The organism is Halomonas sp. AOP5-B2-8 (assembly GCF_052376475.1).
Lineage (GTDB): Bacteria > Pseudomonadota > Gammaproteobacteria > Pseudomonadales > Halomonadaceae > Vreelandella > Vreelandella casei.
The window spans coordinates 384,097-410,232 of record NZ_JBQSVS010000002.1; the positions used below are offsets into that span (position 1 = coordinate 384,097).

The following is a 26,136-nucleotide window of genomic DNA, read 5'->3' on the forward strand; positions in this document are numbered from 1 at the left end:
CTACCAGTGGTGGCTTGCCGCAAAAAAAATCAAGCGCCGAGGCGCTTGATTTTAACATCATGTCAGCATCATGAGGGCCATGCAGGCATGGCCCCAATAGAGTGCTTAACAGGGTACTTACTCGGCGCTGGAACCTGCTTCGCCTTCGCTTTCACCGGCTTCGTCTTCTTCTTCAGCACGCTCTTTTACTTTAGAGATGCTTAGTACGGCATTGTCGTGCTCTTCACCGTGAGACAGGTCAACAGAAGTGACGCCGGCCGGCATGGTGAGGTCTGACAAGTGTAGCGTCGTACCCAGCTCAACCGCTGCGATGTCGACTTCGATGAAGTCAGGCAGATCTTTCGGCAAGCAGCTGATCGCAATGTCGTTGGACAGTACGTGGAGTTCGCCACCTTGATCTTTGATACCGACACATTTCTCTTCGCCCGTGACGTGCAGCGGCACGTTCATGGTGATTTCGTGAGTAGCATCAACGCGCAGGAAGTCAGCGTGGGTCAACAACGGCTTGAAAGGGTGGCGCTGCAGATCACGAACAACAACCTGCTCTTCTTTGCCGTCGATCATTAGCTTGATCACTGAAGAGAAGAAAGTCTCGTCTTCGATCGCTTTGTAGAAGGCTGTTTTTTCTACAGAGATAGACTGCGCGCCTTTCTCGCCACCGTATACAACGGCTGGCACTTGCTGGTTCGCACGACGCAGGCGGCGGCTCGCACCTTTCCCCAGGTCGTTACGAACGCTAGCTTTTAGGATGAAATCAGACATGGAATTGCCTCTTAGTTTAAGTAAGGAAGGCGCTGCCGACCGCGACCAGATGACAGCGTTTCCGTGGCCCCAAAAGGGGGCTATATCGTCAGACGATTAGTGGAACATCGCGCTGACGGATTCTTCGTTGCTGACGCGACGAATCGCTTCTGCGATCAGGCCGGCAACGCTCAACTGGCGAATTTTTCCGCTACGACGTGCAATGTCAGAAAGCGGGATAGTGTCGGTCACCACCACTTCATCCAGTACGGAGTTGGTAATGTTGTCGACCGCAGGGCCAGACAAAATTGGATGAGTTGCATAAGCCACAACGCGTTTGGCGCCATGCGCTTTAAGCGCTTCACCGGCTTTGCATAGCGTGCCTGCGGTGTCGATCATATCGTCGACGACGACGCAGGTGCGGCCTTCAATCTCACCAATGATATGCATCACCTGGGCTTGGTTAGCCTGAGGGCGACGCTTATCAATAATGGCAAGATCGGCATTTAGCTGTTTGGCGATGGCGCGAGCGCGAACAACGCCACCTACGTCTGGAGAAACAACGACTAAGTCACTGTAATTCTGACGCTCTATGTCATCCAGTAGGATGGGTGAGCCATACACGTTGTCGACCGGTACGTCGAAGAAGCCTTGGATCTGGTCAGCGTGCAGGTCCATGGTCATCACGCGGTCAACGCCTGCTTTAACCATCATGTCGGCAACGACTTTGGCAGAAATAGGCACGCGAGCGGAGCGTACGCGACGGTCCTGGCGTGCATAGCCAAAGTAGGGGAGTACCGCAGTGATGCGGGCTGCTGAGGCGCGACGAAGAGCATCGACCATCAGAATCAGCTCCATTAAATTATCGTTTGTTGGTGCACAGGTAGACTGCAGAATGAAAACGTCCTTGCCACGTACATTTTCATTGATCTCGACTGCGATTTCGCCGTCGCTAAATTGACCCACCGTGGCGTTACCCATCCGGCTGTCCAAGCTCTCGGCAATTTTTTGAGCGAGCTCGGGATTGGCGTTCCCAGTGAAAACCATCAATTTTGACACGCGCAGCCACCTTTGCAGTATTGGGGATCGGGGGATAAAACGCTGACCAACCCTAGGTTGGCTGGGGTACCAGGATTCGAACCTGGGAATGCCAGCACCAAAAACCGATGCCTTATCACTTGGCGATACCCCAACAATAAACGATTGCGATGACAGAGCGCTTTCAGCTGCCCAGAGCTTTTGTGAAATAGCCCAAGTCATCATGTAGGGGGGAGGTGTTGAGTCCGTGCGCTACCCACGTAGGCCAGCGTTTAGCTGACAAATGAGCGATTGCCTGTGCGGCCTGTTGCGTCTGAAACGCAGCAAACAAACAGGCACCCGTGCCGGTTAGGCGACTAGGCGCATACTGTCCGAGCCAGTCGAGCGCTTCCGCAATCGGCGGATAACGCTTCTTTACGACGGCTTCACAGTCGTTGCGCCACTCCGGTGCTCCCCCCTGCAGTGCGCGCGCCATAGTAATGGGGCGGCTGTCACGTGTCAATTGCGGGTCTTGGAAGACGCTGGGAGTAGAGACGCTAATGCCCGGATGAATAATCACGAACCACGGAGCATCAAGCGTGACCGGAGTAAGTTGTTCACCAACGCCTTCTGCCCAAGCGGTGTGCCCATGCACAAAAACCGGTACGTCGGCTCCCAGCTGCAGTCCGAGCTCGGCTAACGCGTTAAGAGACAAGCCTAATTGCCAAATATGATTGAGCCCCACCAAAACAGTCGCTGCGTTGGAGCTGCCGCCGCCCAGCCCACCGCCCATCGGCAGGCGTTTTTCAACGTCTAGAGTAATACCCAGATGCGAGCCGCTATATTGCTGCAGTAGTCGCGCGGCGCGCACGATCAAGTTGTCATCGTGATCAACGCCGCTAACCTCACTGGTGAGGTGGATTTCACCATCATGCCGAGGCGTAAAGGTAATATGGTCGCAGAGGTCAATAATCTGGAATAGCGTTTGCAAGCTGTGATAGCCGTCTTCACGACGGCCCACAATATGCAGCATTCGATTAAGCTTTGCCGGTGCTGGTAGCGTTAGTGATGCGATCATTTAGGCTCTTTTGCATGCGCTTAATTACTCGCCGCTGGCTTGCCATTGATTCACCACTAGGGTGATGCGAACGTCGTCATAGTGCATGACTAGCCGGCGGGGCAGCCATAGTTCATCGACTCTTTCCCAGTCCCGGTAATCGATTTCCCAGCCGTCTTGAGTCAAATGGCTGGGAAAGCCCAGTTCGTCGGTTTCGATTTGATAACTGCCATGTTCACCGGGTAGGCCGCGCACCCAGTCGGGCATGGCGCTGACCGGTAGTGCCCAGCCAAGCTGTTCCTCCATGAGCGCTTCGGGCGTTTCAGCTTCAAAACGTCCGTCGCTGTTGGAGAGTGAAAAACGTCCTTCACGGCCTTCAAGCACGTTGCGTCCGCCGCCAAAAGGGCCGCTGATCAGCATGCGGAAATAGTGGGGGTGCTGGTTCCAGTCAAGGTTGGCGCTTATGTTTTCTTCCGGTGTGCGCAGGCCAGCCTTGCCTACCAGTGTCCAAGTATCAAACGCTTCAACGTCGGCCTGTTGGCGCTCCCACTGGCCGGATTGGCGGCCGCTTTCATCGATGGGGCCTTGGGATGCACAGCCAGCGAGTAACAGCAGCGCCATGCCCGTCAGCCAGAGGCGTGAAGAAGGAAGAAAAAGCGGAAGGCGGGATGAAAGGGACGTCATTGTCAGCATAAACAGGCTCCATGTTAAATAAGGGTAAGTGCAAGATGAATTTTTTAGTGTAAGGAGTAGGGTACCATTATTGATCAATACCCTTCTCAGTCAGCACGTTGATTTTAACGTGCCATTGATGATTTTTGTTAAGGCGTTAGCTCCGGGTGACGCTGCAGTAGCTCGTCAATTAGCGGATGCCGATCGGTTCGCTGCATGACTTGCTGGAGAACTCGGCGCGCTTCTTCATCACGCCCTAGCGCCTGGAGTACTTCTGCTAAATGCGCCCCGACCTCTTGATCCGGCAGTTGCGCGTAGGCGCTTTCTAACCAAGATAATGCTTCTTCTAAATTGCCAAGGCGGTAGTAGGCCCAGCCCATGCTGTCGAGTACGGCAGGATTGCTGGGCTCTGCCTCATAGGCTCGTTCAATAAACTCAAAGGCCTCTTCCAGGCGGTCAGGCAGATTTAACTCAATCAGGGTGTAGCCCAGTGCATTAAGCGCTTCGGCATTGTTTGGGTCAGTGACCAGCACTTGGCGTAAGTCGCTTTCCATGCCGGCAATGTCGCCCGTTCCCCAGCGGCGCATTGCTCGCATATAAAGTAGCGCTTCGTCGTCAGGCGTGCGTGTTATTTCTCGATCTAGCAGCGCTGCAGCATCTTCTCGCTGATTCGCTTCATCCAGCAGCTGCACTTCGAGCATTGCCAGCTCAGTGAAATAACGCTCCGAGCGCATTCGTTCAATGCGTAGAAAGGCGCGGGCATCAAGCAGGCGGTCTTCTTCAAGTAGCATTTGGGCCGCTGTCGCACGCGCGGGCATAAATTCATCGCCCTCGCTGACTTGACGGTAATACAACAGGGCGTTGTCGATATCGCCCTGCGCCTGGGTGATGGCGCCCAGCAGGTAATACGCTAAGTTGGGTACGTCGGGTTGGCCGATCAGCGGCTGGAGTAAACGTTGGGCGGGGGCGGGGTGGCCCTCTTCAAAATAAAGCTGGGCGAGGGCTAAACGCAGCTCTTGATTGCCGCCATGGCTTTCTAGCAGCGCATCCGTTTGAACTTCGGCAGCGCTGATATTGCTAAGCCGAATTTCCGCCTGCGCTAATAGCAAAATAAAGCGGACATCGTCAGGGGCCAAGCTAAGGCCCTGCTCGGCAGCTTGCTGAGCCGCTTTAAGATTACCTGTCTCAAAGGCTAGCCGCGCTTTCGCGAGCCATAGCGCGGCGGACTCAGGTTCGAGTGCTTCTACTTGGTCAAGCCGCTGCTGAGCGCTGGCGGTGTCGCCAAGCGCCGCTTCAATCAATGCGGTCGCCAGCACTACATCGCTGTGATGCTCTAATTGCGCGGCATTGGGTTGGGCTAAGTGGTCGCGCAACTGCTGGGCGATTAACGTTAATGGCGCATTTTCAGCGACGGCAATCTCTGCAAAGGCGGTTAAATCGCCGTGGCCGCCTGCTTCAGCAATTGAAAGACGCTGGGCTAGGCTGTCGAGCCAATCACCGCGCTGCAGTGAAAAAGCCGCCAGTAGGCGATTAGGTGTTTCTGCTTGAGGCGCCAGCTCGCGCCAGCGCAGTGCCGAGGCTTCTATTAAAGAGGTTTCATTGCCAAAGCGTGCGGCGAACGTCGCCCGCTCAGCGAGCGCAGGCTCTTGGTAGCGCTGCGCGGCATCCAGATAACCTTGGCTGGCGTAGCGGTAGTCGCCTCGCTGGCCAGCAAGCTCTGCCCCTAGCAGTGCACTGAGCCCTGCCGCATCGAGCCCGCGGGTGATCGGCGGCGCGGTGCGCATTGGATCGTCTGTCCATGGGCCTAGCGGTCCATCCTGCGAGCTGGGTGCCGATTGGCAGGCGCTTAGCAGCAGCGCAGCAGCGGTCATGGATAATAGGGTCGAACCCCTTAAAATAGAGCCCATCGATGTGGTGCCCAGTAATGTAGAGCGAAGTCGCATGCGTCTCTCAATTAAGTGGCCGAATGCTCAGCATAGCGGCTTGCCTGCCTGCGGCAAAGTGGTGTGAGCCAGATGATAGCCTGCTGTGATAGAATGTTCCTCCTTGAAAAAGTGATTAGCCATCTTTATGCATACTGAATGTGCCTCACTTAGACCATAGCTAAGACTTGTTTTAGCAAGCCCCAATTGACGTTACAGCTGCCTGCTTAGATCAGCGGCTGACGAAAAGTCCGACACACTAGCGAAGACGCATAACGCATGACGCTTCTTGCCCTGGGAATAAATCATCGTACCGCCACCGTGGCCGTGCGTGAGCAGGTCGCTTTTACGCCAACGCAGCTTGATGCCGCGCTGGCCGAATTGCGTGGCCTGCCGCAAATTAGTGAAGCGGTCGTGCTATCCACCTGTAATCGCACGGAGCTTTACTGTGTCACGGATGCGGCTGGTGAACAGGCAGTATTGAATTGGCTTGGGCGCTTTCATAATCTTCGCGTCGATGAGCTGACTCGCTGTGCCTATCACTATTTAGACAACGATGCGGCGCGTCATTTAATGCGCGTGGCCGTTGGCCTGGACTCAATGGTGCTGGGCGAGCCGCAGATCCTGGGGCAGTTGAAAGATGCCTATCAGCAGTCACGTCAGTCCAAAGGTTTGGGCGGCGAGCTTGAACGTCTCTTCCAGCATACTTTTGCCGTCGCTAAACAGGTACGCACCGAGACCGGTATTGGCAAAAACCCTGTTTCAGTGGCGTATGCCGCTGTCAGCATGGCCAGCCGTATTTTTGATGATTTCAGCCGTTCGCGGGCGCTATTGATTGGCGCTGGAGAAACCATCGAGCTAGTGGCTCGGCATTTAAATGAGGCGGGCGTTCGTCAACTGACCGTTGCGAATCGTACTCGTGAGCGCGCCGAGCGTTTGGCGGGGCCCTTGGGTGCGTCGGCGATTACCCTTCAAGAAATTCCTGAAGCGCTTGAACATGCCGATATCGTGATCTCCTCTACCGCATCGCCGCTACCTATTCTGGGCAAAGGTATGGTGGAGCGGGCGCTTAAAAAGCGTCGCCACCGGCCGATTTTTATGGTGGACATTGCTGTACCTAGGGATATCGAACCCGAAGTCGGCGAGCTGGCGGATGTATTTCTCTACACCGTTGATGACTTGGAAGAAGTGATCCAAGAGAATCGTCGTCATCGCCAGGTAGCCGCAGACCAAGCCGAATCATTAATTGAGCACGGCGTCGGGAGTTGGCAGCACGAGCGGCGTATTCGTAACGGCGGTGAGTTGATCCGCGACTATCGCCAGCAGGGTGAGGCGCTGCGTGATCTTACCCGCGACCAGGCCTTGGCGCGGCTGGCAAGTGGTGAAGACCCCGCTAAAGTCATTGAGCGCTTAGCGCACCAATTGACCAACCGCCTGCTTCATCAGCCGACACAGGCAATACGCGATGCTGCGTCTGAAGAGCGCCACGAGCTGCTGAATGCGGCGACGCGCCTACTTTTGCCCGCCAAACCTGCCTTTGAAACCACGCCTGTGCCTAACCGTCAGAAGGATGATACGCCCGCATGAAAGAGACTTTGCGCCAACGCTTAGACAGCTTTACGGAACGCTTTGAAGAGCTGGCGATGCTGCTGTCTGATCCAGAAGTGATCAATAACCAGCAGCGTTTTCGCGACTACTCGCGTGAGTATTCCGAGCTAGAAGAGCTGGTAGCTGCCTGGCAGCAGTATCGTGACGTTGAAGCCAATATGCAGGATGCCGAGCAGCTTAGCGGCGATAGTGATGCGGATATGCGTGAATTGGCCGAGATGGAGCTAAGCGAAGGGCGCGATCGGCTAGCTGAGCTGGACATTGAGTTAAAGCGTTTACTTGTGCCTAAAGATCCTGATGATGGGCGCGGGGTATTTCTGGAAGTACGCGCGGGGACCGGCGGCGATGAGGCGGCTATTTTTGCCGGCGACCTATTTCGCATGTACTCACGCTATGCCGAAAAGCGCGGTTGGCGAGTGGAAGTTGTCAGCGCCAGTCACGGCGAGCAGGGTGGTTACAAAGAGATTATCTCCCGCGTTAAAGGCGATGGCGTATACGCACAGCTGAAGTTTGAATCCGGTGCTCACCGGGTGCAGCGCGTACCCGCAACCGAATCACAGGGGCGTATTCATACCTCTGCCTGCACGGTCGCGGTGATGCCAGAAGTCGATGAGGTCGGTGATATCACGATTAATCCCGCCGATCTGAGAGTGGATACCTACCGCTCCAGTGGCGCCGGTGGCCAGCACGTTAACACCACCGACTCAGCAATCCGCATTACCCATTTACCTACCGGCGTCGTGGTGGAGTGTCAGGAAGAGCGTAGCCAACATAAAAACCGCGCCAAAGCGATGTCGCTGCTGGCGGCGAAATTGAAGCGCAATGCCGTCGATGCTCAGCATCAAACGCAGTCGGATGCGCGGCGTTCGCTGGTAGGCTCTGGGGATCGCAGTGAGCGGATCCGCACCTATAATTTTCCGCAAGGACGTATTACCGATCACCGGATTAATTTGACGCTTTATAAGCTCAACGAAGTGGTGAGCGGCGAACAGCTTGACGATGTCATCAGTCCGCTGATTCATGAGTATCAGGCGGAACAGCTTTCTGCTCTTCAGGACGCCTAATGCTGTTTGATGCGCTGCTTAAACAGGCCGCTCTGCGCTTGCAGGCGGCGGGCTCGCTTTCACCGCGAGTCGATGCAGACGTGCTGTTAAGCCACGTTACAGGGCGTGATCGAACCTGGCTTTATACTTGGGGCGACCAGCGCTGTCCGACTTGGGAGCATGCGCGTTTTGATGCCCTCGTGGCGGCACGTGCCCAAGGGACGCCTGTTGCTTACTTAATTGGCGAGCGCGAGTTCTGGGGGCTGCGTTTAGCCACCTCGCCCGATACGTTAATTCCCCGGCCTGATACGGAAACCCTAGTAGCGCAGGCGCTTAGCCGAGCGACAGCATCGGCAGGCCGCCTGCTTGATCTTGGTACAGGCACTGGCGCTATCGCGTTAGCGTTTGCCAGCGAGCAGCCAAGCTGGGAAGTGCTCGGCATGGATGTGCGCGTCGAAGCGGTGGCATTGGCCGCCCGTAATGCACAGTCGCTTGCGATTACCAATGCCGCGTTTTGCCAAAGCGACTGGTTTAGTGCTTTAAGTACCGATGAGAAGAGCGTGGCGTCGTTCGATATGATCGTGAGCAACCCTCCTTATATTGCTGCCGATGATCCACATTTAGCGCAGGGCGATGTACGCTTTGAACCTCGCTCTGCACTAGTGGCGAAGGCCGATGGCATGGCCGATTTGCTGCATCTGGTAAATGCCGCTCAGCGCTATTTGGCGCCGTCCGGCTGGTTACTGCTTGAGCATGGCTACACCCAGGCGGATAAAGTACGCATGGCGCTCAGCAGCGCGGGCTATCAAAACGTTGAAAGTGTTTGTGACCTAGGCGGACATGAACGCGTTACTCTTGGGCGCTTAAAATAACGGCCTGATTATTAGCAATGGATTCTGGCATGAAACCTAAAAATAGAACGCTGGACCGTATCGATCTTAAAATTTTGCGCTCCCTGCAAGAGAATGCGCGCATTTCTTACGTTGATTTAGCCTCAGAGGTTGGGTTGTCCACAACGCCTTGTCTTGAGCGCGTTAAGCGACTGGAGAAGGCCGGCATTATTCGTGGCTACCAAGCGATTCTTGATCCACGAGCCTTAAAGGCCAATTTATTAGTCTTTGTTGAGATCAGCTTAGAGACACAGTCGCCTGCCGTTTTTGATGAGTTTCGTCGCGCTGTCGAAAAACTCCCCCAGATCCAAGAGTGTCATCTTGTCTCAGGCCAGTTCGACTACATCTTAAAGTGCCGTATCCCCGAAATGGCCGCCTATCGGCAGCTATTGGGAGATGTCGTGTTAACGCTACCGGGTGTAAAAGAATCCAAAAGCTACGTGGTGATGGAAGAGGTAAAAGAAAGCTTTAATTTACACGTTCCCGCCTATGAGGAATTTGAGGATAAGTAAGCCCATGATGGATGACCAGGCGCTGCTGCGCTATAGCCGCCAGATCATGCTGCCCGAGGTTGATATAGAGGGCCAAGAACGCCTGCTGTCGGCCCACGCGCTGATTGTTGGCGCAGGCGGCCTTGGCTCACCGGTTGCGCTCTATTTGGCGGCTGCGGGCGTGGGGAGCATCACCATTGCCGATGCTGATCACGTTGAGCTTTCCAATCTTCAACGCCAAATCGCTCACCAGCAGGCTAGCATCGGTGGCAATAAAGCGCGCTCAGCTCAAGCCAGCATGCAGGCGCTTAATCCGCACTGTCGCGTTATCGCGTTAGATCAGCATGTAGCCGGTGGCGCGCTTGAACGCTTAGTCGCGTCTGTGGATGTCGTGCTGGACTGCACCGATCGTTTTTCAAGCCGCTATGCAATCAATGCAGCATCACAAATGACCGGTGTGCCGTTGGTGTCTGGCGCCGCCATACGATTTTCTGGGCAACTGGCGGTATTTGACCCCCGCCGAGCTGATTGCCCCTGCTATGCCTGCCTTTACCCGCCGGATGATAGCGGCGACGAAGCGCTCAGTTGCTCAGAAAGCGGCGTCATGGCGCCTCTTGTCGGCTTAATTGGCTGCTTTCAAGCTGTGGAAGCTTTCAAACTACTCAGCGGCGCCGGCACAGCCCATCAAGGGCTATCCACGTTTGATGGTTTGAGCGGCCAATGGCGCCATTTTCAGGTTCCAAGAGACCCTGCCTGCCCGGTATGTGCATCGCTTCGATAAGGACAGTTGTTGGGCTACTTTACGCGCGGGCTGAAACGCGCAGACGAACATAGTCGGCTGTCCAGTTTCCTTGCTCATCACGCAGGCTGTGCTCAAGAAGCATCAAGGTATCCTCTAGTACGGCTTCGCGTACGCTCTCATCCAAACCATGCATAAACGGGCTGGCAAATGTTTTTAACCATCCTGCCATGCCGGTCGGTAGCGGCGTTGGGCGAGGAATCAGAGCGATACTCTCAACCTCAAAGCCGGCACGTTCTAACTGCTTCGTATACTCGGTGGGGGTAGGGAAATACCATGGATGACGGCCTTCTATGCTAATGCCACGCAGGTGCAGCGCAGCGATCAGTGCCGTGCAGATCGCCGCTACATTACCGTGGCCGCCAAATTCGGCTACCAATCGACCGCCGGGTTTTAATGCCCGTTTAACGCCCACTAAAACCGGCTGCGGATCAAGCATCCAGTGCAGAGCCGCATTGCTGAACACTGCGTCAAACTCATGGTCAAAATCCAGCTGGTGGGCGTCAACGATTTGCGCGGAAATGCCACGCTGACGTGTTGCGTTTACCATGTCTTCTGACGCATCGACGCCTAGTACATTGGCGCCAAGCTGCACAAGGCGTTCGGTTAAGGCACCGTCACCGCAGCCAAGGTCCAAAATGCTTTCACCGGCTTGAGGCGACAAAAGCTTAAGTACGTCGCCGCCTAGCTTCGGTACAAAGTCAGCATTCTCGGCATAGCCACTGGCATTCCACTTTTGGCCAGGCGCATTTTGTTGAGGTGTATGAGTCATGTCTGCTTTCTAAGCCTCGTGATTATTTCATCAAGTGTCAGTCAGTATGCAGCATACGCTAGTCCTGCCAGGCTGTGAGATACTGTTGACCCATATCCAGTCGTTATATCGGTAAGTGTTAATCAGAAAAGTGCTATTCAGAGAAGCGAGGTTCCATGAACGACGTTATTGAACTGTTAAAATCCCATCGCTCGGTCCGTAAATTTAGCGATCAACCGATTCCGCGAGAGCTACTGTTAGAGCTGATTCAAGCGGGGCAGGGCGCAGCAACCTCCAGCCATGTTCAAGCCTATACCGTTATTCATGTGAAAAATGCGGCGAACCGCGAACAGATTGCGGAGTTGGCCGGTGGGCAAAGTTATATTACTACCTGCGCAGACTTTCTTGTGTTTTGTGCCGATATGAAGCGGCCCACTGAGGCATCTGAGCTCACGGGTGCCAACGTCATTCGCGGCATGACCGAGCAGCTGTTGGTAGCGACGGTAGATACGGCGCTAATGGCGCAAAACGTGGCAGTGGCGGCTGAGTCTGAAGGGCTGGGCATTTGCTATATTGGCGGCATCCGCAATAATCCCCAGGCGATTAGTGATTTGCTGCGACTGCCTGAGCACGTTTATCCCGTGTTTGGAATGTGCCTTGGCTATCCTGATCACGCCCCTGAAGTTAAGCCTCGTTTAGCGGTGGAGGCCATTCTGAAGGAAGACTACTACACTGAAGACAGCGAGCAGGTTCAAGCTTTTGACGCGACTATGCAGGCTTACTATCAAGCGCGTAGCAGCAGTAATAAAGACACTGACTGGTCGCATAATCTTAAGCCACTGTTCGATAACAAGCTGCGTCCTCATATGCGTGATTTCTTGATCAAGCGCGGCTTTGAGATGAAGTAAGCCGTAAGGATATGTGAGGTGCAGCATCCTGCTGGATAGGCTGTTCGGAAAAGAGAGCGATCAACTGCTTATTGGACGCTCTCTTTTCTCGTTTTTAGGAGCTCTACCGTATGCGTGTATTTTCCAATCCCGTCGGTGCAGGCTCTCTTTGGTTCGACAACCTCGCGACTGCTGATGGTACTCCCGTTGCTTATGATCCCCAGGCAAGGGCCTTTGTGCCCATGCCGCCTTTCTGTATCAATCGAGAGATCATCGGCTGCAATTGGATTGCACCTAAAAAAGGTGCTTTTTGCCGCTCTTGTGCGATGACGGCGCTAGCACCAGACCCCAAGCTTCCCGATGCGATGGCTAACTGGGCGAAAACGGAAGCAGCAAAACGCTGGGTGCTGGATAACCTAGGTCGCTGGCACTGGTTTCGCCCTGAAGACGCAGGCGCACCGCCGGTTTTTCATTTGTTAGCCGAAGGGAAGACACCGGTGCCCATGGGGCACATAGAAGGGGTGGTGACCATCAGTGTGGCAGAGGTAGACCCTGTATTGGTCACAACGCGTCGTGAGGCATTAGACGAGCCGTATCGCACGATGATCGGCCACATGCGCCATGAAATATCGCACATGCTCTGGTGGCGGCTTAGTCTGCGAGAAGATTTTCTTGATGCCTTCCGCAAAACCTTCGGTGACGAGCGCCAAGACTATACGGCTGCGCTTCAGCGCCACTACAAGGAAGGCCCCCCCTCGAACTGGAAGGAAAGCTTCCTGACCACCTATGCTTCTGCGCACCCTCATGAAGACTGGGCTGAAACGGCTGCACATCTTCTGCATTTAACCGATATAGCCGATAGCTTTGCTGCATCCAATCTTTCTTCCCCGGAGCTCCCTAGCCATCAGTGGGAGCCATATGCAGAGCCGAATGCTGAGCGTTTGATTTACGTGGCAGCGGGGCTCACTGTCGGCGTTAATCATATAAATCGCTCTATGGGTTTGCCCGATCTTTATCCCTTTGTGCTTTCAGAAGCCGCCCGACATAAGCTTGCTTTCGTCCATGAGTGGCTGCGTCGCGGTGCGCTGGGACTATAAACGTATTTTTAGCAGCATTAGCTAGCTTGATTGAAACTGCTGAGCCTTACGGCCAGCAGTTCCTTAAGCTGTGGATCTAAGGCTTGCCTAATGTACGAATAAAATGGCATTAGATCTTTGTGCATTGTTTCTTCAGCTTTAGCGTGATCGATGTAGAAAGCATTGCGCTTACCATGCATTTCGATAGTTTCTCCCACTTTCGTAAACTTAAAGCCAGACATAGAAAGGAGCCGTGGAAGTCGTGGTTCCATCATGGCAAAGACATGTCGCTTGTTCATTAGACCTACAAGCGAGTATGTTGAAAGAAATAACGCAATGATGATTAAGCGAAATGTTTTTCTTTCTGCATTAGTAAATTGATAGTCGATATCATTGAGGTCCAGCGTCTCATATTTGATGGCTTTATGGCGAAACGCCCTGGCAATAGCAAAACGCGATATTTCACAAATACTGTTATAAGGCAGCTTTGCTGGATGTAACGTCTTATGGGGTAAGTGTTGCTCGCCAAAATCTTGTAGAGGGAGCCGTTTCATATTGTCGTCAGTACAGGGGGCGGGGAGCACTAGACGAAGACAGCCAGCCGCTAGCCCTGAACGACGATGCTCTATCAAACAGTGAATTGAATGAGTGTCGTGAATGTCGAGCTCAAGGTTGTTACTCGATGATTCAGGTGCTTGATAGCCAATTTCCTGACAATAAACGTCATGACGAAGTTTGTATATTCGGCGCTTTTCAATGTCCGTAATGGCTATTTTGAAATTAAAATCATTTTTAAAAGAAGCGAAAAAATCATAAGCGGTAGTGCTGCTATTCTCCTTTTGTTGATTTTTTTCCATCAATGATTTTCCTTGGCTAATAGAGTTATTAATATAAATTAAGAAAAGCGCTGGTCTAATTTAAATATTTATCTGATGGTGGCAAGTCAGAGAAAGCATTGCCAATGGCGACTGGCTGACCAAGATAGAATCCCTGACCATAAGTGATGCCATAGGATTTTAATAACGGTAACAAAGCTTCTTGATCGACGAATTCAGCGATAGTTTGCTTTCCAAAACCTTTGGCTATGTCAGCAATAGCACGCACAATCACGCGGCTATCGGGGTTGGTCAGCAAGCTGTGAATAAAAGAGCCATCAATCTTGATGTAATCAATGGGCAACTGCCCTAAATAATGGAGGCTGCTGAAGCCGATGCCAAAGTCATCTAGCGCGATGCGACACCCCAGCTCACGTACGGATTGTAAAACGCCACGTGCCGTTGAGAAATCGGTCACAGCCACTGTTTCAGTTACTTCCAAAATAAGATGATGAGGGTCTGCGCCGCTAGCCGCCAGCTCGTCTGAAAGATACTGTTTTAGTTCTTCGTCGTGCAGTGACTGGCCTGAAAGGTTAACCGCCAAGGTAATGCCGCGTTTCTGCAGTTGACTAAGGGCCTTCAAGCTTTGACGTAATACCCAGCGGTCAATGAGTACGATTTGACCGCTTTGTTCGGCAACGGGAATAAAATGTGCTGGTGAAATTAGACTGCCGTCGATATCACGCATACGTAGCAACACCTCATGGTGTTTCACGTCGCTATCTTCCAAGCGCATAATCGGCTGTACCATCAGCTCGAAGCTGTTTTCTTCAAGCGCGTTGCGTATGCGCTCAACCCAGTAGACCCGCTCCTTGAGCTCGTCTTTGGCATTCTCCGCTTGGGAAAGTAAGTGCCAATGCTGAAGGCCATTTTCCTTGGCTTTGTACATCGCGACATCTGCACTGGCCATCATGTCCGCGGGCGTATGGCCATGCGTTGGGAAGAGGGCAATGCCGATACTGGCGGTAACACGATGACGCCGTTCTCCTGCGGTGAAACCGAGATTTTCAAGCAGTTGCACGATATATTGCGCGATCTTGACGCTTTGTTCTGCGTTGGTATCTTCTAGCAGCAGAGCAAACTCATCACCACCTAAGCGGGCAACAACGCCATGTCGACCAAGGTTATGAAAGAGAGTCTTGGCCACTTCGCGTAGCAGCTGGTCGCCCACATGGTGCCCACTAAGCTCGTTAATTTCTTTAAATTGATCTAAGTCCAACAGCAGCACAGCACCGTTAGCGTGCATAGTGCGTTCCATAGCAGCTTGCAGCGAATTTTGGAAATAACGACGATTATACAGCTCGGTGAGAGGATCTCGTTCGGCCAGCCAAGTTAAACGCGCCTCGGCAGCCTTGCGCTTCGTTATATCAAGTCCCACCGATATTCTTGACGGTTGCTCGTTGCTGCCAGCCTGCAATGGAGCGTGATACCACACGATGGTATGCAGGCTCTGGTCTGGCATTAGCAGCGTTTTTTCTTCTTGCTGAGAAACGTTTGGCGTATGGGCTGTTGAACTGCCAGCTTCAAAGATGTCACTAAAATTGCGTCCGAGTAAGGACCGTTCATCGAGTCCTAGCATCAACTGAGAGTATTCATTGACCAAACTGATACGTCCTGTGATGTCCTGAGCCACGATAAACACCTGAGCCGTATTCAACAGGCTGTTAACGAAGTCACGTTCCTTTGCTAGTTCTTCAATACGCTCCGCTAGTTGTTCGCCACGCTCCTGAACTTGCGTCTCTAATGTTTCGAGTTGATGGGAAAGTGCCAGTGTTGTGCTTTCTAGCACGTCAATTTCGTCAGGAAGACGCCGCAGTCTTTCGGGAATGGCGGAACGTATATCGCTGAACTTGCCTCGTGCCAGTGTCGGCAGAAGCCCTGCCACTCGACGTAGCCGAGCCATGGGGCCAAGGAGTATGAATAACAGCAGTAACTCCGCTAAAATCCAACCAAGGACGCCAACGAACAGCAGGGTGCGCGTGTCCTGATTAATCGTATCAATTTGTTCAGTGATATCGGATATCAATAAGAAGTAGCTGTTATTAATAATATCGGCATCTTCTTCCATATTGACGGCACTTAATTCTAAACTTCTCCCATCACTTTCAAAAATGGCCGGCGCTTCTAAAAGGCTAGGTAACGACAAAGTCTGTGCGGCCTGTTGTAAGAGTGCCAAGCTATATTCTTGACGCGTTAGCGCTGTGATACGACCATTCCAGCGTTCTAAATAGCGTTCATCTGCAATATCGCGCTGATCATCCGCCCCTGTGACGACCAGTGCCACTTCACTACCTGAAACCTCGTTGGCCTCCCTGGTCACATCGGCTAATGATCGGGTTAATACGAGCATGCCGACGCTTTCACCCTCGACTAATACAGGCACCGCAGCAAACTGCTGACAACTGGTTGAGCACCGCAATGTGGTGAGCGGTATCTCGGTATTGATCACTCGCCTGACCCAACTCAATATGGGCAACTGGCTTTCGCTTGCCCCCATTCCCCAGCTGCCTAGAACTTGACCGTGGGTGTCCATCACCAGAACTTCATCAATGCCCGCTTCAAGTTGTAGCGCGGGCCATTGCGAATTTAATGCTTGCCCGACCGTTTCTGAATCCCCCGCTTGCAGTGGAGGCCCCAGGCTTGAAGAGGCCGCTGTTAACCCTGCTAATTGGCGAAGATTTTCTGATGAGTGCTGTAGGGCTAAACGAATTTCACGCTGTTGGCGTTCATGGTGTTGGTCTCGGCTCTCCTTAAACTGGCGAGTTAAATTGTCGTGGCCTAGGATGGTAAACAACGTCACTAGTGCCAGAAGCAGTAAGCTGCTTAGCGTAATGACACGCCAAGTTAGACTGAATCGATGAGATTTGTGAATAGGAACAGTGGTTTTGATCACATTCAGCTTCCTAACCTAGTGAGCATGACGTCAGAAACGAAGCGATAGTTGGAATAAGAGCATATTCCAACGACGGCTAGTCTGTGATGAGTCAGGGTTATCTCGGATAGGTAGCCAGCCAGTGCCATCGACATGGTGGTACTCGCCTGCCAGCATTATTCTTGGATGCGGGGTCCACTGAAGGCCAAACGTCAGGTCATCTGCAAATTGGGTGTGGGCTGGAATGTCACCACCGGTGCTTTCTTCAAACGACCGCCCTCTACGATCATCGCGATTATTGGTCAAGCTGTCATACCGAGCTAACCATTGCCAGTTACTGGCAAACCGACGCGTGTATTGGATATACCAGCTTTCTCCAATGACATCATTAACCCAGGGGTTTTCTACCCCGCCAAGTTTGGTTGATCTAAGCGCGAACTCGCCGGTCAAACTCCAAAGCTCTTCGTTGTATTGCAAGGACAAGATAGCGGGGCGGAAGCGGAATGCGACATCAGACTGCAGCGGCGTACCTGAGTCAAAGCGCGCTTTTGCCTGAGCAGCACTCAACGCTGCAATAATACGGCCGCCGTCATGCTCATAACGAATTTGCCCAATAGCAGACTGTTTAGCGTCCAAACTACCTGGCACATTTTCTAGTCGCAGGGCGCTTTGTAAATCGTCACCCGCTTGAGCCTGGCCAATCCCTACTTGAGTACGTATCACGCCAGCAGATAATCGTGCCTCGTGATAAAGGCTTATGCCATCACCGGAAAGCGCTAACGACCGCGTACGATCAAAATAAATGGATTGGGGCAATAATATACTTGGGCGAGTAAAGGCTACGTCGCGTGTCTGATTATAAAATCCTAACGGGTTTTTAAAGCGTCCTACCTGAACACCCAGCGTGTGTTTTTGGTCGGAGATTAGCTGGTAATCAATGAGACCGTAATCGAGCACGGGGCTTGCATCGCCACTATCGCCACCTGCTCGTCGGCTGAGTACCTGGGCAGCCATCAGCACATTTTGATGCGGGCGTAATGATGCATTCAGGCCTACTTCAGTAAATTCCAGGCTGCCTTCATTATGGCTACTAGGGCCAAAGAAGTTGTTATCGTCAGTCACGATCAGCGCTTGGCTAAGAAAACCATGCACCTGGAAAGTATCCAGAATGTCCTCGTTGCTCTGGCTTGGAGAGGGAAATACCAAGGCCAGTGCAGCGACTAGTGCCGCGATTGTGCGGTACTCATTCCATCGAAATGACTTGGACACTATCATCCAGATACTCCCTTTCAAGATAGCCAATGGCGCCGGGCGTTGTTGCAACGCGCTGGCGCATCTCCTCCTGATCGCGTACAGAGCTAGGAGCCTGTCCGGTGCCTGAAAATACCATTCGGTCCCAGGCCAGCTGTAGCTGATGTGGGTAAACGGCCAAATGTTCTTTAGCAAAGCGGGCATGCACAGGGTCGTTATTATTCAATACAAAAACGCGGACAGCTTGCCCGCTTGGCCATGTGCGTTGACGCATGGCGAAAATAGCGCGGGTGGCATCAGTATTGAGTCCGCGAGTAGCAACATCTGGGTGTGCAACCAGAAAAATAGGTGCTTCCCGCGCCATGGCAGTAGTGCTCATAAACGTGATGCACACCATTAAAACAGTGGTAATCACTGTTAATAACGCTATCCGCGCGATGAAGCGAGTCAAGAAAGATGATGGCATTGGTATACTGGCGGCTTGAGAAACGCCAGGATCATGCACCATACAGGTTCTGACTGCACTTTATATGAGTATGATTGTATGGCGATCTCCCTTTTTAGCTTTTTTTAAATATCGTTTTTTATGTCGCGCGCTTAGGGTATAACGAAATGATAAGCCTCAGAAAAACACCGCTGTGTCGTTGTTACGGAATATACGCAAACACTACATCAATTCAAGAAAAATAACAGGAAGTTATGTCAATGATAGACGATCAGGCATGGTGGAGGCTGTGGGGTTGACTCAACGGATAGCCAAAGCTCATTCACGCACATAACCGATTGAAATTTTTTAGAATTACACCTGTTTTTAGAATTACACCTGTAGGCACTGCTCTGACCCGCTATTGCATTTTGCCTGCGGCAGTATCTACCTAAAATGCTTTTAGTTAGCGGTTAGCTGTCTATGTGACACTGCGATAAAGCCCCTCTAAATAGGACGATCCACCATGTTCACCGGCCTAAGTGCGTTTCCGCTAACCCCTATGAATGAAAAGGGTATCAAAGAGCGTGAGCTAATATGTTTAGTGGAGCACTTAGCTAACGCTGGGGTGGACTCCATTGGCGTGCTGGGATCGACCGGCAGCTACGCTTATTTAAGCCAAGAAGAGCGAGCGCGTGTGGCCCAGCTTAGCGTGGAAAGCGCAGCCAGTGTGCCTGTTGTGGTGGGTATTGGTGCATTACGTACCAGGGATGTGTTGGCCAATGCAGAAAACGCCCAGAAAGCAGGTGCCAGCGGGGTGCTGCTAGCTCCTGTTTCCTACCAAAAGCTTACCGATAATGAAGTATTTGATCTTTATGAAACGGTTTGCCGTTCGCTGAGTGTGCCGCTTTGCGTCTATGACAACCCTGGCACTACTCATTTTGAATTTAGCGATGAACTGCATGGCCGTATTGCTCAGCTATCGCAGGTACATTCAATAAAAATTCCGCCCGTTGCGGATGAAGTAGAAGTAGCTCGCGCTCGCGTCGAGCGGCTGCGTAAGTTGATTCCTGACGGTGTCACCATAGGCATCAGCGGCGATGCGGTGGCAGGAGTAGGATTACGGGCAGGCTGTGATGCCTGGTACTCCGTTTTTGGCGGATTGTTTCCCCAACAGGCGCTGGCCATTACAGGTGCCGCTCAAAAAGGGGACATGCAGCTTATTCAAACGCTTTCGGAAGCTCTTGAACTGCTATGGGCACTTTATCGCGACTATGGAGGCAGTTTGCGAGTGGCGGCGACCATTGCTGAGATAACCGGCAAAGCGAGCCAGCCCTGTTTGCCGCAGCCACTTAAAACGCTGCAAGGCGACGATCGGAAAAGAGTGGAGCACGTGTTGGAGCAGCTTGGCTTAGCATAAACCTGCGTAACAAAAACGCCCGGTCAATACCGGGCGTCATGACAACGAATGGAACGCTTAGTCCACAAGCTCAAGCAGGCGATCAGGATAGTTAGTGAACAGACCGTTCACGCCCATTTCCATTAAGCGCTCCATCTCATCGGTTTCATTGATGGTATAGACGTGCACCTGTAGATCGTTTTCATTGGCTTGACGAATAAAGTCAGCGTCAATGACTTGCTCACCTTCGTAAATGAAGTTAGTGCCAATACCCGCTGCGTAATCCGCGATATTCTGGAAATCTTCATCAGTGATTTCTTGTGGCCCCGGCGTTACGCCGGTCCATTCCACAAGGCGCGAATTATCGTCGTCGCTGGGGTAGTACCACACCAGTTGAATGAGCGGCACGTTCTCGTTTAATGCGTGTACTTTCAGCAAGCTATCTTGCTCGAAAGACTGTATCAACACGCGACCACTTTCAATCATGTCGTGCTCTTCGAGCGTGGCGACCAAGGCTTCTTCTAAGCCCGGATTCAACTGAGGCGACTTGGTTTCCAGGTAGTAGCGGGCATCGTGGCCAAAGCGTTCAAACACCTCATCAAGCGTGAGTATTTGAGTGCCTTCAAACGCTTCATCGGCTTGATCTGGATAGGCTTCGTTAAACCATGAGCCGGTGTCCAATGCCTTAAGTTCTGCCAGGGTGTGCTCGTTAATACCGCCTTCGCCGTTGCTGGCGCGGCTGATATCGTCATCGTGAAAGGCCACCAATTCGCCATCGGATGTGATTTGGACATCGAATTCTAAATAATCAGCACCCCATTCGTGGGCGAGTTCCAGCGCCGCCATGCTGCTCTCCGGCGCATGTCCGCTGGCGCCACGGTGAGCAATCACTTGAAATGCCTCAAGATCCTTTAGCTGCTGCTCCAATGGCGCGGTATCGGCTAGGGCGCTACCTGAGGCAAGCGTGACTGCTAAGAGGCCCAGGGGGAGCGAGGCAGTTAATGGATGGTGTTGCATAGAAGCTCCTAAGTTGAATGTTTGTTCAGTAACCTTACACGGGTGCAGCGAATCAAGCCAAGAGAGGGCCGTGCTGAGCCTTGTGTTGAAAGTTGAATAAAAGGCTCTTTGGGTTCAATGATTAAAGCCCGTTTACGCACAAAGAACCGCTAGGCTTTATAGTCGCTACGCGTATTTAAACCCTAGAGCCGAGACGCAGTAATGATCACAACACCACGATGGTTATCGACGAGCATCAGTTTTCTAATAGCACTGCTGGTAGGCGTATTACTGGGCAGCGTAGTCCAAACCCAGATCAACCTTGCCGCGCTTCAGGGCATGGGAGTACAGATACCTGCAATGCTTGACACCACCGTTAATGATTTACTCACCTTTGCACCCCTCTACGCGCTGTTGTTCTCCGTAGGCTTTATATTTTCTCAAACAGCAGCAGTGCGGCTCTCACGCTGGTTAGGCGGCAGGTTCCAGGCGTTACTTAGCGCTGGCGCCGCAGCGGTACTGATGACGCCGTTCAAGGCGTACCCAGGCACGTGTCACCTTGTCACCGGTGCTGGCGTGGACGCCCTCTATCGCCCCGTCCGGTATGGCGTTTTACACCGGCGAGCTGTTTCCCGAGTGGCAAGGTGATCTGTTAGTCGGTGCTCTTGTTAATCAAGAAGTGCGCCGGGTGCGCCTATCTGATAACGGTTCAAACGCGGAGGATATAGAAGGTCTTTTTGGCGAACGGGAAGAACGCATTAGAGATGTGCGCGTTGGCCCAGAAGGCGCAATTTATCTACTGACCGACAGTCCGGAAGGCCGGTTGTTACGCGTCACGCCAGTGGAGTAGAAGGCCGGCCAGCCGTCAATTTTTAAGCGCTATCACGTGTCTCTTATAACGTTGAATTACTGCGTCCAGAGGCATCGATCACCGCATAATGTACGCCTTGCTGTTGTTCGGTTGAGAGGTTCTGGTATGAACAGCTAAATAGTCGCCGTGCGTACTGCTCAAAAAGGTCGGCAATGCTCGGCGGTGTGCTTTTAATTTGCTTAGCCGTCGCCAATCCCGTCACGCTTGTTAAGTTTCTATACTTAGCCATAAGCTGGTTGCGCATTGCATAGCAGTGCTCCGCTGCTTCAAGCGAGTTGATTCGACCTACTGAAAGGTCCACTTTAGCGGCTGAGGAAACACGCTGAATATCGGCTATATAACATGCTCGGGTATGAGCATCGTTAATAGCTGCAACATTGGTATGGCGTTTTGCCTTAATCATCGTTGTCTCCAGGTGCTTGATCATTATGGCGTTACCATCTCAAGCTCTCGCTTAAGCCATGTCGCAAGTGATTCGCTGTGGCGATGGTGGATGTTGTGAGCATTGGTTGGCACAGGTAGCCATAGGCAGAGCCTGGCGGGAGTTTCGATACCTCCCCAGGGCGCCACAAGCCTGCCACTTCTCAAGTCATCTTCCACTAATAGCCGCGGCGCAATAGCGATACCCAGTCCGGCCACTGCTGCTTCCATTAAGTAGTACAGATGATCAAATCCTTGGCCTTTGCTTAGCGCCTGCTCAAGCTGCGCCAGCTCAAGCCCATGAGCGTTGGCCCATTGTGGCCAGGCTTGGGGGCGAGAAGCGGTGTACAGCAGCTTGGTTGAGAAGAGCGTCTCGGGCCGTTTTGCATCAAGCTGGGCTGCTAACTCTGGGCTTGCCACGGCGCAGATATGTTCCGCCATGAGTTCGATAATCTGAATATCTGCGGGCCAAGGCGGTGTGGAAAATGCCAGCGTGGCACTGGCGTTTGCCTGCTTGCCAGGCTGCTCGGTTTCACTCACAACCACTTGCAGCTTCAAGTGAGGGAGTGCTTCGTGAAGCCGATCCAAGCGGGGTATGAGCCACCGCGCCAGTAAGCTGCCTGGGCAGGCGAGTGTGAAGGGCTGTTGTTCCACTTCATTCTTGAGCGCCGCACAACTATCGCGAAGGCGAGAAAATGCTTCACCAACGCCGCTTTGTAGCCGCTCGCCATGCTGAGTAAGCACAATGCCACGGCCTGCTTTGACGAAAAGCGAGACGCCAAAATGTTCATCTAAGCTTTTTAACTGGCGACTAACGGCGCCGTGGGTAACGCTTAGTTCCTCAGCAGCGGCCGTCACACTACCCAGCCGGGCCGTGGCTTCAAAGGCGCGCAGGGCGCTAAGCGGTGGCATGCTATGTTGCATGGTATGTCCTGCTGACAGTTGACCTGAGATCACGTATTGCTGATATCTTATCGATTTTTATCTCCCCCTGCCTGCGTTACTTTCACTGCACTGTTTTTACTTAACGGTTTTCACTGAACTGTTTTTACTGAACTGTTTGATAACGCATTCAGAGGTCGTGATGAATCAACCTGTAGACGTATCCAAGAGCCTGCCCGATGCCAACGGCCTGTTTGGCAGCTTCGGCGGCCGTTTTGTCGCCGAAACACTAATGCCGCTGATTTTAGAGCTGCAAGATGAATATTCCACCGCTAAAAATGATCCTGAATTCCAGCGCCAGCTGGCCTATTTTCAGAGCGATTATGTGGGGCGGCCAAGCCCGCTCTACTTCGCTGAGCGGCTGACCGAGCACTTCGGCGGCGCCAGCATTTATCTTAAGCGTGAAGAGCTTAACCATACCGGCGCGCACAAGATCAACAACTGCATCGGCCAGGTGCTGCTTGCCAAGCAGATGGGTAAAAAGCGCATTATTGCCGAAACCGGCGCTGGCATGCATGGCGTGGCCACGGCCACGGTGGCGGCGCGTTTTGGCCTTTCATGCGTGATTTACATGGGCACCACCGACATCGAACGCCAGCAGCCTAACGTTTTTCGCATGAAGCTATTGGGGGCCGAGGTAATACCGGTGACTTCTGGCACTGGCACGTTAAAAGACGCCATGAACGAGGCACTGCGTGACTGGGTCACCAACGTTGACGATACCTTCTACATTATTGGCACCGTTGCTGGGCCCCATCCGTACCCTGCCATGGTGCGCGACTTCCAAGCCGTGATTGGGCACGAAACCCGCACGCAAATGCTCGAGAAGCAGGGTCGTCTACCCGATTCGCTGGTGGCCTGTATCGGCGGTGGTTCAAACGCGATGGGCCTGTTTCACCCGTTCCTTGATGACCCTGGCGTAAAGATGATTGGTGTAGAAGCCGGTGGCAAGGGCGTTAAGAGCGGCCTGCATGCGGCTAGCCTCAACGGTGGCACTCCCGGCGTGCTTCACGGCAACCGTACCTATCTGCTGCAAAACGAAGATGGCCAGATTAGCGATGCCCACTCGATTTCCGCGGGTCTGGATTACCCCGGCATCGGGCCAGAGCACGCCTGGCTGCACGAGCAGGGGCGCGTAGAGTACGTTTCTGCCACCGATGATGAAGCGCTGGAAGCCTTTCAGGTTTGCTGCCGCCAAGAGGGCATCATTCCCGCCCTGGAAACCGCCCACGCCTTAGCAGAAGTGGCCAAGCGCGCACCCACGCTGCCCCGTGATCACTTAATGGTGGTGAATTTAAGCGGCCGTGGCGACAAAGACATGATGAGCGTGGCCCATTATTTAGGAGATAAGTTCAAATGAGCGCAGCACAGGACAACGCGATGAGCGATGCCACGCACAAGGTTTCACGTCTTGAAGGCTGCTTCGCTAAGCTCAAGCAAGCCAACCGCCCCGCGCTGGTGAGCTATCTTACGGCCGGTGACCCGGACGCCGACACCTCGCGCCGCCTGCTACACGGTTTGCCAGCCGCTGGGGTGGATGTAATCGAACTGGGGATGCCGTTCAGCGACCCCATGGCCGATGGCCCCGCGATTCAAAAAGCCGCGCTGCGTGCCCTGAATAACGGCCAAACCCAAGTCAAAACACTGGAAATGGTGCGCCGCTTTCGGGAAGAAAACAGCACCACACCGATTGTATTGATGGGCTACTACAACCCTATTTATTGCTACGGCGTTGAGCGCTTTCTTGCCGATGCCGTACGCGCCGGGGTGGATGGCCTGATTGTGGTTGATCTGCCCCCAGAGCATGACGACGAACTCTGCCAGCCAGCGGCAAAGCACGGCATTGATTTTATCCGCTTGGCCACGCCGACCACCGATGCCAAGCGGCTGCCCAGCGTGCTGGCTAACGCGTCAGGATTTATCTACTACGTCTCAGTGGCGGGCGTGACCGGCGGCAGTGCCCCCACGCCGGAGCGTTTAGAGCGCGCCGTTGCCGACCTGCGCGAACACACTGAGCTTCCTATTGCCGTTGGCTTTGGCATTCGCACGCCAGCGCAGGCCGCCGCCATTGGCCGCTACAGCGATGCGGTGGTGGTGGGCTCCGCGCTGGTCGACTGTATCGAACACGCTAATACGCCCGACGAAGCTGTTCAGCGGGTACACGACCTAGTGAGTGAACTGGCCGCAAGCACCAGGGCGTGCCGGATGGTCAATGAGCTGCTGAGTGATTAAACGATGCCGCCATTAGCGCGCAGCGTTTGACCGTTGACCCAGCCACCCTCAGGAGAGGCAAGGAACGCCACCACATGGGCGATATCGTCAGGCGTGGCGAGGCGCTCAAGTGGTGGCATCTTGGACATACGCTCAATCAATTCGTCAGATTTTCCATCCAGGAATAAAGAGGTGGCGGTGGGGCCGGGGGCAACCGCATTAACGGTAATTGAACGGCCACGCAGCTCTTTGGCGAGAATCGCGGTCAATGTTTCGACAGCCGCTTTGGTCGCAGCGTAAATACCGTAAGTTTCAAGCTTTAAGCCCACCACGCTGGTCGAAAGGTTGATGATTCGCCCACTGTCTCTCAGGCGGTTAGCTGCTTCTCGCATGGTGTTGATCGAGCCTTTCAGGTTGGTATCGATCTGCTTATCAATCCAGCTATCGTCCGTCTGTGCCAACGGCGCAAGCTTCATGATACCGGCATTGTTCACCAGTACGTCGATATGGCCGAAATCAGCCTCTATGCGTTCAAACATCTGGCGTACCGCTTCGGAATCTGCAATGTCTGCTTGTAGCGCTAGTGCTTTGCCTCCCGTGGACTCGATATCATTCACCACACTTTCTGCGGCAGCGGTATTACCGGCATAGTTAACGATGACCGCGAAGCCATCTTGAGCCAGGCGTGTTGAAATGGCGGCACCAATGCCACGAGAGCCACCTGTTACCAGCGCTACTTTTGGGTCAGCCATTATTTTTCTCCATCTTTATTTAAGTAAAAATTAGTGCCTCGTGGATGACGCGCGGATAAGTACAGAAAGCTTGGTATGGCATGCGGTCATGCTAAATTAGTCGTCATTGCTTGCTGATAGATTAATAATAGTACGCCCATGAAAAGGATTCGGGCATTCGAATAAGATT

26 protein-coding genes and 1 tRNA gene are annotated in these 26,136 nt (G+C 53.1%); 12 read left to right on the plus strand and 15 right to left on the minus strand.

Translation table 11 applies throughout. The features are described 5' to 3' along the window. Nucleotides 1-117 precede the first annotated feature (117 nt). The 6 genes from ACT3RP_RS06380 to ACT3RP_RS06405 form a co-directional block, all read right to left on the minus strand. On the minus strand, nt 118-762 hold the full coding sequence (locus tag ACT3RP_RS06380; protein ID WP_096278824.1) for a 50S ribosomal protein L25/general stress protein Ctc: 645 nt from the start codon (nt 760-762) through the stop codon (nt 118-120). A 96-nt stretch (nt 763-858) separates the two neighbouring features. Beyond that, nucleotides 859-1,800, minus strand: coding sequence for a ribose-phosphate pyrophosphokinase (locus ACT3RP_RS06385; RefSeq protein WP_176483380.1), 942 nt, complete (start codon nt 1,798-1,800; stop codon nt 859-861). Nucleotides 1,801-1,858: 58 nt separating this feature from the next. Then, a tRNA-Gln gene (locus tag ACT3RP_RS06390) sits at nt 1,859-1,933 on the minus strand. Nucleotides 1,934-1,963: 30 nt separating this feature from the next. Beyond that, nucleotides 1,964-2,836: a 4-(cytidine 5'-diphospho)-2-C-methyl-D-erythritol kinase gene (ispE, locus tag ACT3RP_RS06395; protein ID WP_441685177.1), complete on the minus strand. Its 873-nt coding sequence runs from the start codon at nt 2,834-2,836 to the stop codon at nt 1,964-1,966. Nucleotides 2,837-2,860: 24 nt separating this feature from the next. Further along, on the minus strand, nt 2,861-3,508 hold the full coding sequence (gene lolB / locus ACT3RP_RS06400) for a lipoprotein insertase outer membrane protein LolB (protein ID WP_483393470.1): 648 nt from the start codon (nt 3,506-3,508) through the stop codon (nt 2,861-2,863). A gap of 128 nt (nt 3,509-3,636) precedes the next feature. After that, nucleotides 3,637-5,430 (minus strand): tetratricopeptide repeat protein, encoded by a 1,794-nt coding sequence (locus ACT3RP_RS06405; protein WP_096278831.1) that lies wholly within the window; start codon nt 5,428-5,430, stop codon nt 3,637-3,639. A gap of 258 nt (nt 5,431-5,688) precedes the next feature. Between ACT3RP_RS06405 and hemA the strand changes: the two genes are divergently transcribed. The 5 genes from hemA to ACT3RP_RS06430 are packed head-to-tail and all read left to right on the plus strand — an operon-like array spanning nt 5,689 to nt 10,222. Beyond that, nucleotides 5,689-6,996, plus strand: a complete 1,308-nt coding sequence (gene hemA / locus ACT3RP_RS06410) for a glutamyl-tRNA reductase (RefSeq protein ID WP_096278833.1) — start codon at nt 5,689-5,691, stop codon at nt 6,994-6,996. Then, nucleotides 6,993-8,081, plus strand: a complete 1,089-nt coding sequence (prfA, locus tag ACT3RP_RS06415; protein WP_096278835.1) for a peptide chain release factor 1 — start codon at nt 6,993-6,995, stop codon at nt 8,079-8,081. Before hemA ends, prfA begins: the two co-directional genes overlap by 4 nt. Next, nucleotides 8,081-8,932 carry a peptide chain release factor N(5)-glutamine methyltransferase gene (gene prmC / locus ACT3RP_RS06420; RefSeq protein WP_483393471.1) on the plus strand — a complete coding sequence of 284 codons (852 nt, stop codon included), beginning with the start codon at nt 8,081-8,083 and terminating at the stop codon, nt 8,930-8,932. Before prfA ends, prmC begins: the two co-directional genes overlap by 1 nt. 29 nt (nt 8,933-8,961) lie before the next feature. Continuing rightward, the gene (locus ACT3RP_RS06425; protein ID WP_096278839.1) at nt 8,962-9,462 is read left to right on the plus strand and encodes an Lrp/AsnC ligand binding domain-containing protein; all 501 of its coding nucleotides are present in this window, start codon (nt 8,962-8,964) and stop codon (nt 9,460-9,462) included. 4 nt (nt 9,463-9,466) lie between these two features. Then, nucleotides 9,467-10,222, plus strand: coding sequence for a HesA/MoeB/ThiF family protein (locus tag ACT3RP_RS06430; protein WP_483393472.1), 756 nt, complete (start codon nt 9,467-9,469; stop codon nt 10,220-10,222). Nucleotides 10,223-10,241: 19 nt separating this feature from the next. Here ACT3RP_RS06430 and ACT3RP_RS06435 read toward each other — a convergent pair whose 3' ends face one another. Further along, entirely contained in the window at nt 10,242-11,012 is a 771-nt protein-coding gene (locus ACT3RP_RS06435; protein WP_096278843.1) for a class I SAM-dependent methyltransferase, read from the minus strand. A gap of 155 nt (nt 11,013-11,167) precedes the next feature. On the opposite strand from ACT3RP_RS06435, the gene nfsA reads away from it, so the two are divergent. Both nfsA and ACT3RP_RS06445 read left to right on the plus strand, forming a co-directional pair. Further along, a complete protein-coding gene (gene nfsA, locus ACT3RP_RS06440; protein ID WP_096278845.1) occupies nt 11,168-11,899 on the plus strand; it encodes an oxygen-insensitive NADPH nitroreductase in 732 nt (243 codons plus the stop codon). Between the two features lie 110 nt (nt 11,900-12,009). Further along, nucleotides 12,010-12,975 carry a zinc-binding metallopeptidase family protein gene (locus ACT3RP_RS06445; RefSeq protein WP_483393473.1) on the plus strand — a complete coding sequence of 322 codons (966 nt, stop codon included), beginning with the start codon at nt 12,010-12,012 and terminating at the stop codon, nt 12,973-12,975. 17 nt (nt 12,976-12,992) lie between these two features. On the opposite strand, the gene ACT3RP_RS06450 is transcribed toward ACT3RP_RS06445, so the two are convergent. The 4 genes from ACT3RP_RS06450 to ACT3RP_RS06465 are packed head-to-tail and all read right to left on the minus strand — an operon-like array spanning nt 12,993 to nt 18,331. Next, nucleotides 12,993-13,811 carry a PEP-CTERM/exosortase system-associated acyltransferase gene (locus ACT3RP_RS06450; protein WP_483393474.1) on the minus strand — a complete coding sequence of 273 codons (819 nt, stop codon included), beginning with the start codon at nt 13,809-13,811 and terminating at the stop codon, nt 12,993-12,995. Between the two features lie 55 nt (nt 13,812-13,866). After that, nucleotides 13,867-16,722, minus strand: a complete 2,856-nt coding sequence (locus ACT3RP_RS06455; RefSeq protein ID WP_483393475.1) for a bifunctional diguanylate cyclase/phosphodiesterase — start codon at nt 16,720-16,722, stop codon at nt 13,867-13,869. Between the two features lie 30 nt (nt 16,723-16,752). Then, the gene (locus tag ACT3RP_RS06460) at nt 16,753-17,976 is read right to left on the minus strand and encodes a hypothetical protein (protein ID WP_483393476.1); all 1,224 of its coding nucleotides are present in this window, start codon (nt 17,974-17,976) and stop codon (nt 16,753-16,755) included. Then, nucleotides 17,945-18,331 carry a hypothetical protein gene (locus ACT3RP_RS06465; protein ID WP_444625273.1) on the minus strand — a complete coding sequence of 129 codons (387 nt, stop codon included), beginning with the start codon at nt 18,329-18,331 and terminating at the stop codon, nt 17,945-17,947. The genes ACT3RP_RS06460 and ACT3RP_RS06465 overlap by 32 nt, the downstream gene beginning before the upstream one ends. 571 nt (nt 18,332-18,902) lie before the next feature. On the opposite strand from ACT3RP_RS06465, the gene ACT3RP_RS06470 reads away from it, so the two are divergent. Further along, entirely contained in the window at nt 18,903-19,796 is an 894-nt protein-coding gene (locus ACT3RP_RS06470; RefSeq protein ID WP_441685195.1) for a dihydrodipicolinate synthase family protein, read from the plus strand. A gap of 57 nt (nt 19,797-19,853) precedes the next feature. Here the strand turns inward: ACT3RP_RS06470 and ACT3RP_RS06475 are convergent, their stop codons facing one another. Further along, entirely contained in the window at nt 19,854-20,792 is a 939-nt protein-coding gene (locus tag ACT3RP_RS06475) for a glycerophosphodiester phosphodiesterase (protein WP_483393477.1), read from the minus strand. Between the two features lie 201 nt (nt 20,793-20,993). On the opposite strand from ACT3RP_RS06475, the gene ACT3RP_RS06480 reads away from it, so the two are divergent. Next, a complete protein-coding gene (locus ACT3RP_RS06480) occupies nt 20,994-21,419 on the plus strand; it encodes a hypothetical protein (RefSeq protein WP_483393478.1) in 426 nt (141 codons plus the stop codon). Continuing rightward, nucleotides 21,376-21,621: a PQQ-dependent sugar dehydrogenase gene (locus ACT3RP_RS06485; RefSeq protein WP_483393479.1), complete on the plus strand. Its 246-nt coding sequence runs from the start codon at nt 21,376-21,378 to the stop codon at nt 21,619-21,621. The genes ACT3RP_RS06480 and ACT3RP_RS06485 overlap by 44 nt, the downstream gene beginning before the upstream one ends. Before the next feature lie 43 nt (nt 21,622-21,664). Here the strand turns inward: ACT3RP_RS06485 and ACT3RP_RS06490 are convergent, their stop codons facing one another. Together ACT3RP_RS06490 and ACT3RP_RS06495 are read right to left on the minus strand one after the other, a co-directional pair. Beyond that, nucleotides 21,665-22,045 carry a hypothetical protein gene (locus ACT3RP_RS06490; RefSeq protein ID WP_444625276.1) on the minus strand — a complete coding sequence of 127 codons (381 nt, stop codon included), beginning with the start codon at nt 22,043-22,045 and terminating at the stop codon, nt 21,665-21,667. A 23-nt stretch (nt 22,046-22,068) separates the two neighbouring features. After that, nucleotides 22,069-22,986, minus strand: coding sequence for a LysR family transcriptional regulator (locus ACT3RP_RS06495; RefSeq protein ID WP_483393480.1), 918 nt, complete (start codon nt 22,984-22,986; stop codon nt 22,069-22,071). A 160-nt stretch (nt 22,987-23,146) separates the two neighbouring features. Between ACT3RP_RS06495 and trpB the strand changes: the two genes are divergently transcribed. Both trpB and trpA read left to right on the plus strand, forming a co-directional pair. After that, nucleotides 23,147-24,364, plus strand: coding sequence for a tryptophan synthase subunit beta (gene trpB, locus ACT3RP_RS06500; RefSeq protein ID WP_483393481.1), 1,218 nt, complete (start codon nt 23,147-23,149; stop codon nt 24,362-24,364). Continuing rightward, nucleotides 24,361-25,236, plus strand: coding sequence for a tryptophan synthase subunit alpha (trpA, locus tag ACT3RP_RS06505; protein WP_483393482.1), 876 nt, complete (start codon nt 24,361-24,363; stop codon nt 25,234-25,236). Before trpB ends, trpA begins: the two co-directional genes overlap by 4 nt. Here trpA and ACT3RP_RS06510 read toward each other — a convergent pair. Then, nucleotides 25,233-25,967, minus strand: a complete 735-nt coding sequence (locus ACT3RP_RS06510) for an SDR family oxidoreductase (protein WP_096278864.1) — start codon at nt 25,965-25,967, stop codon at nt 25,233-25,235. The genes trpA and ACT3RP_RS06510 overlap by 4 nt on opposite strands. Nucleotides 25,968-26,136 lie beyond the last annotated feature (169 nt).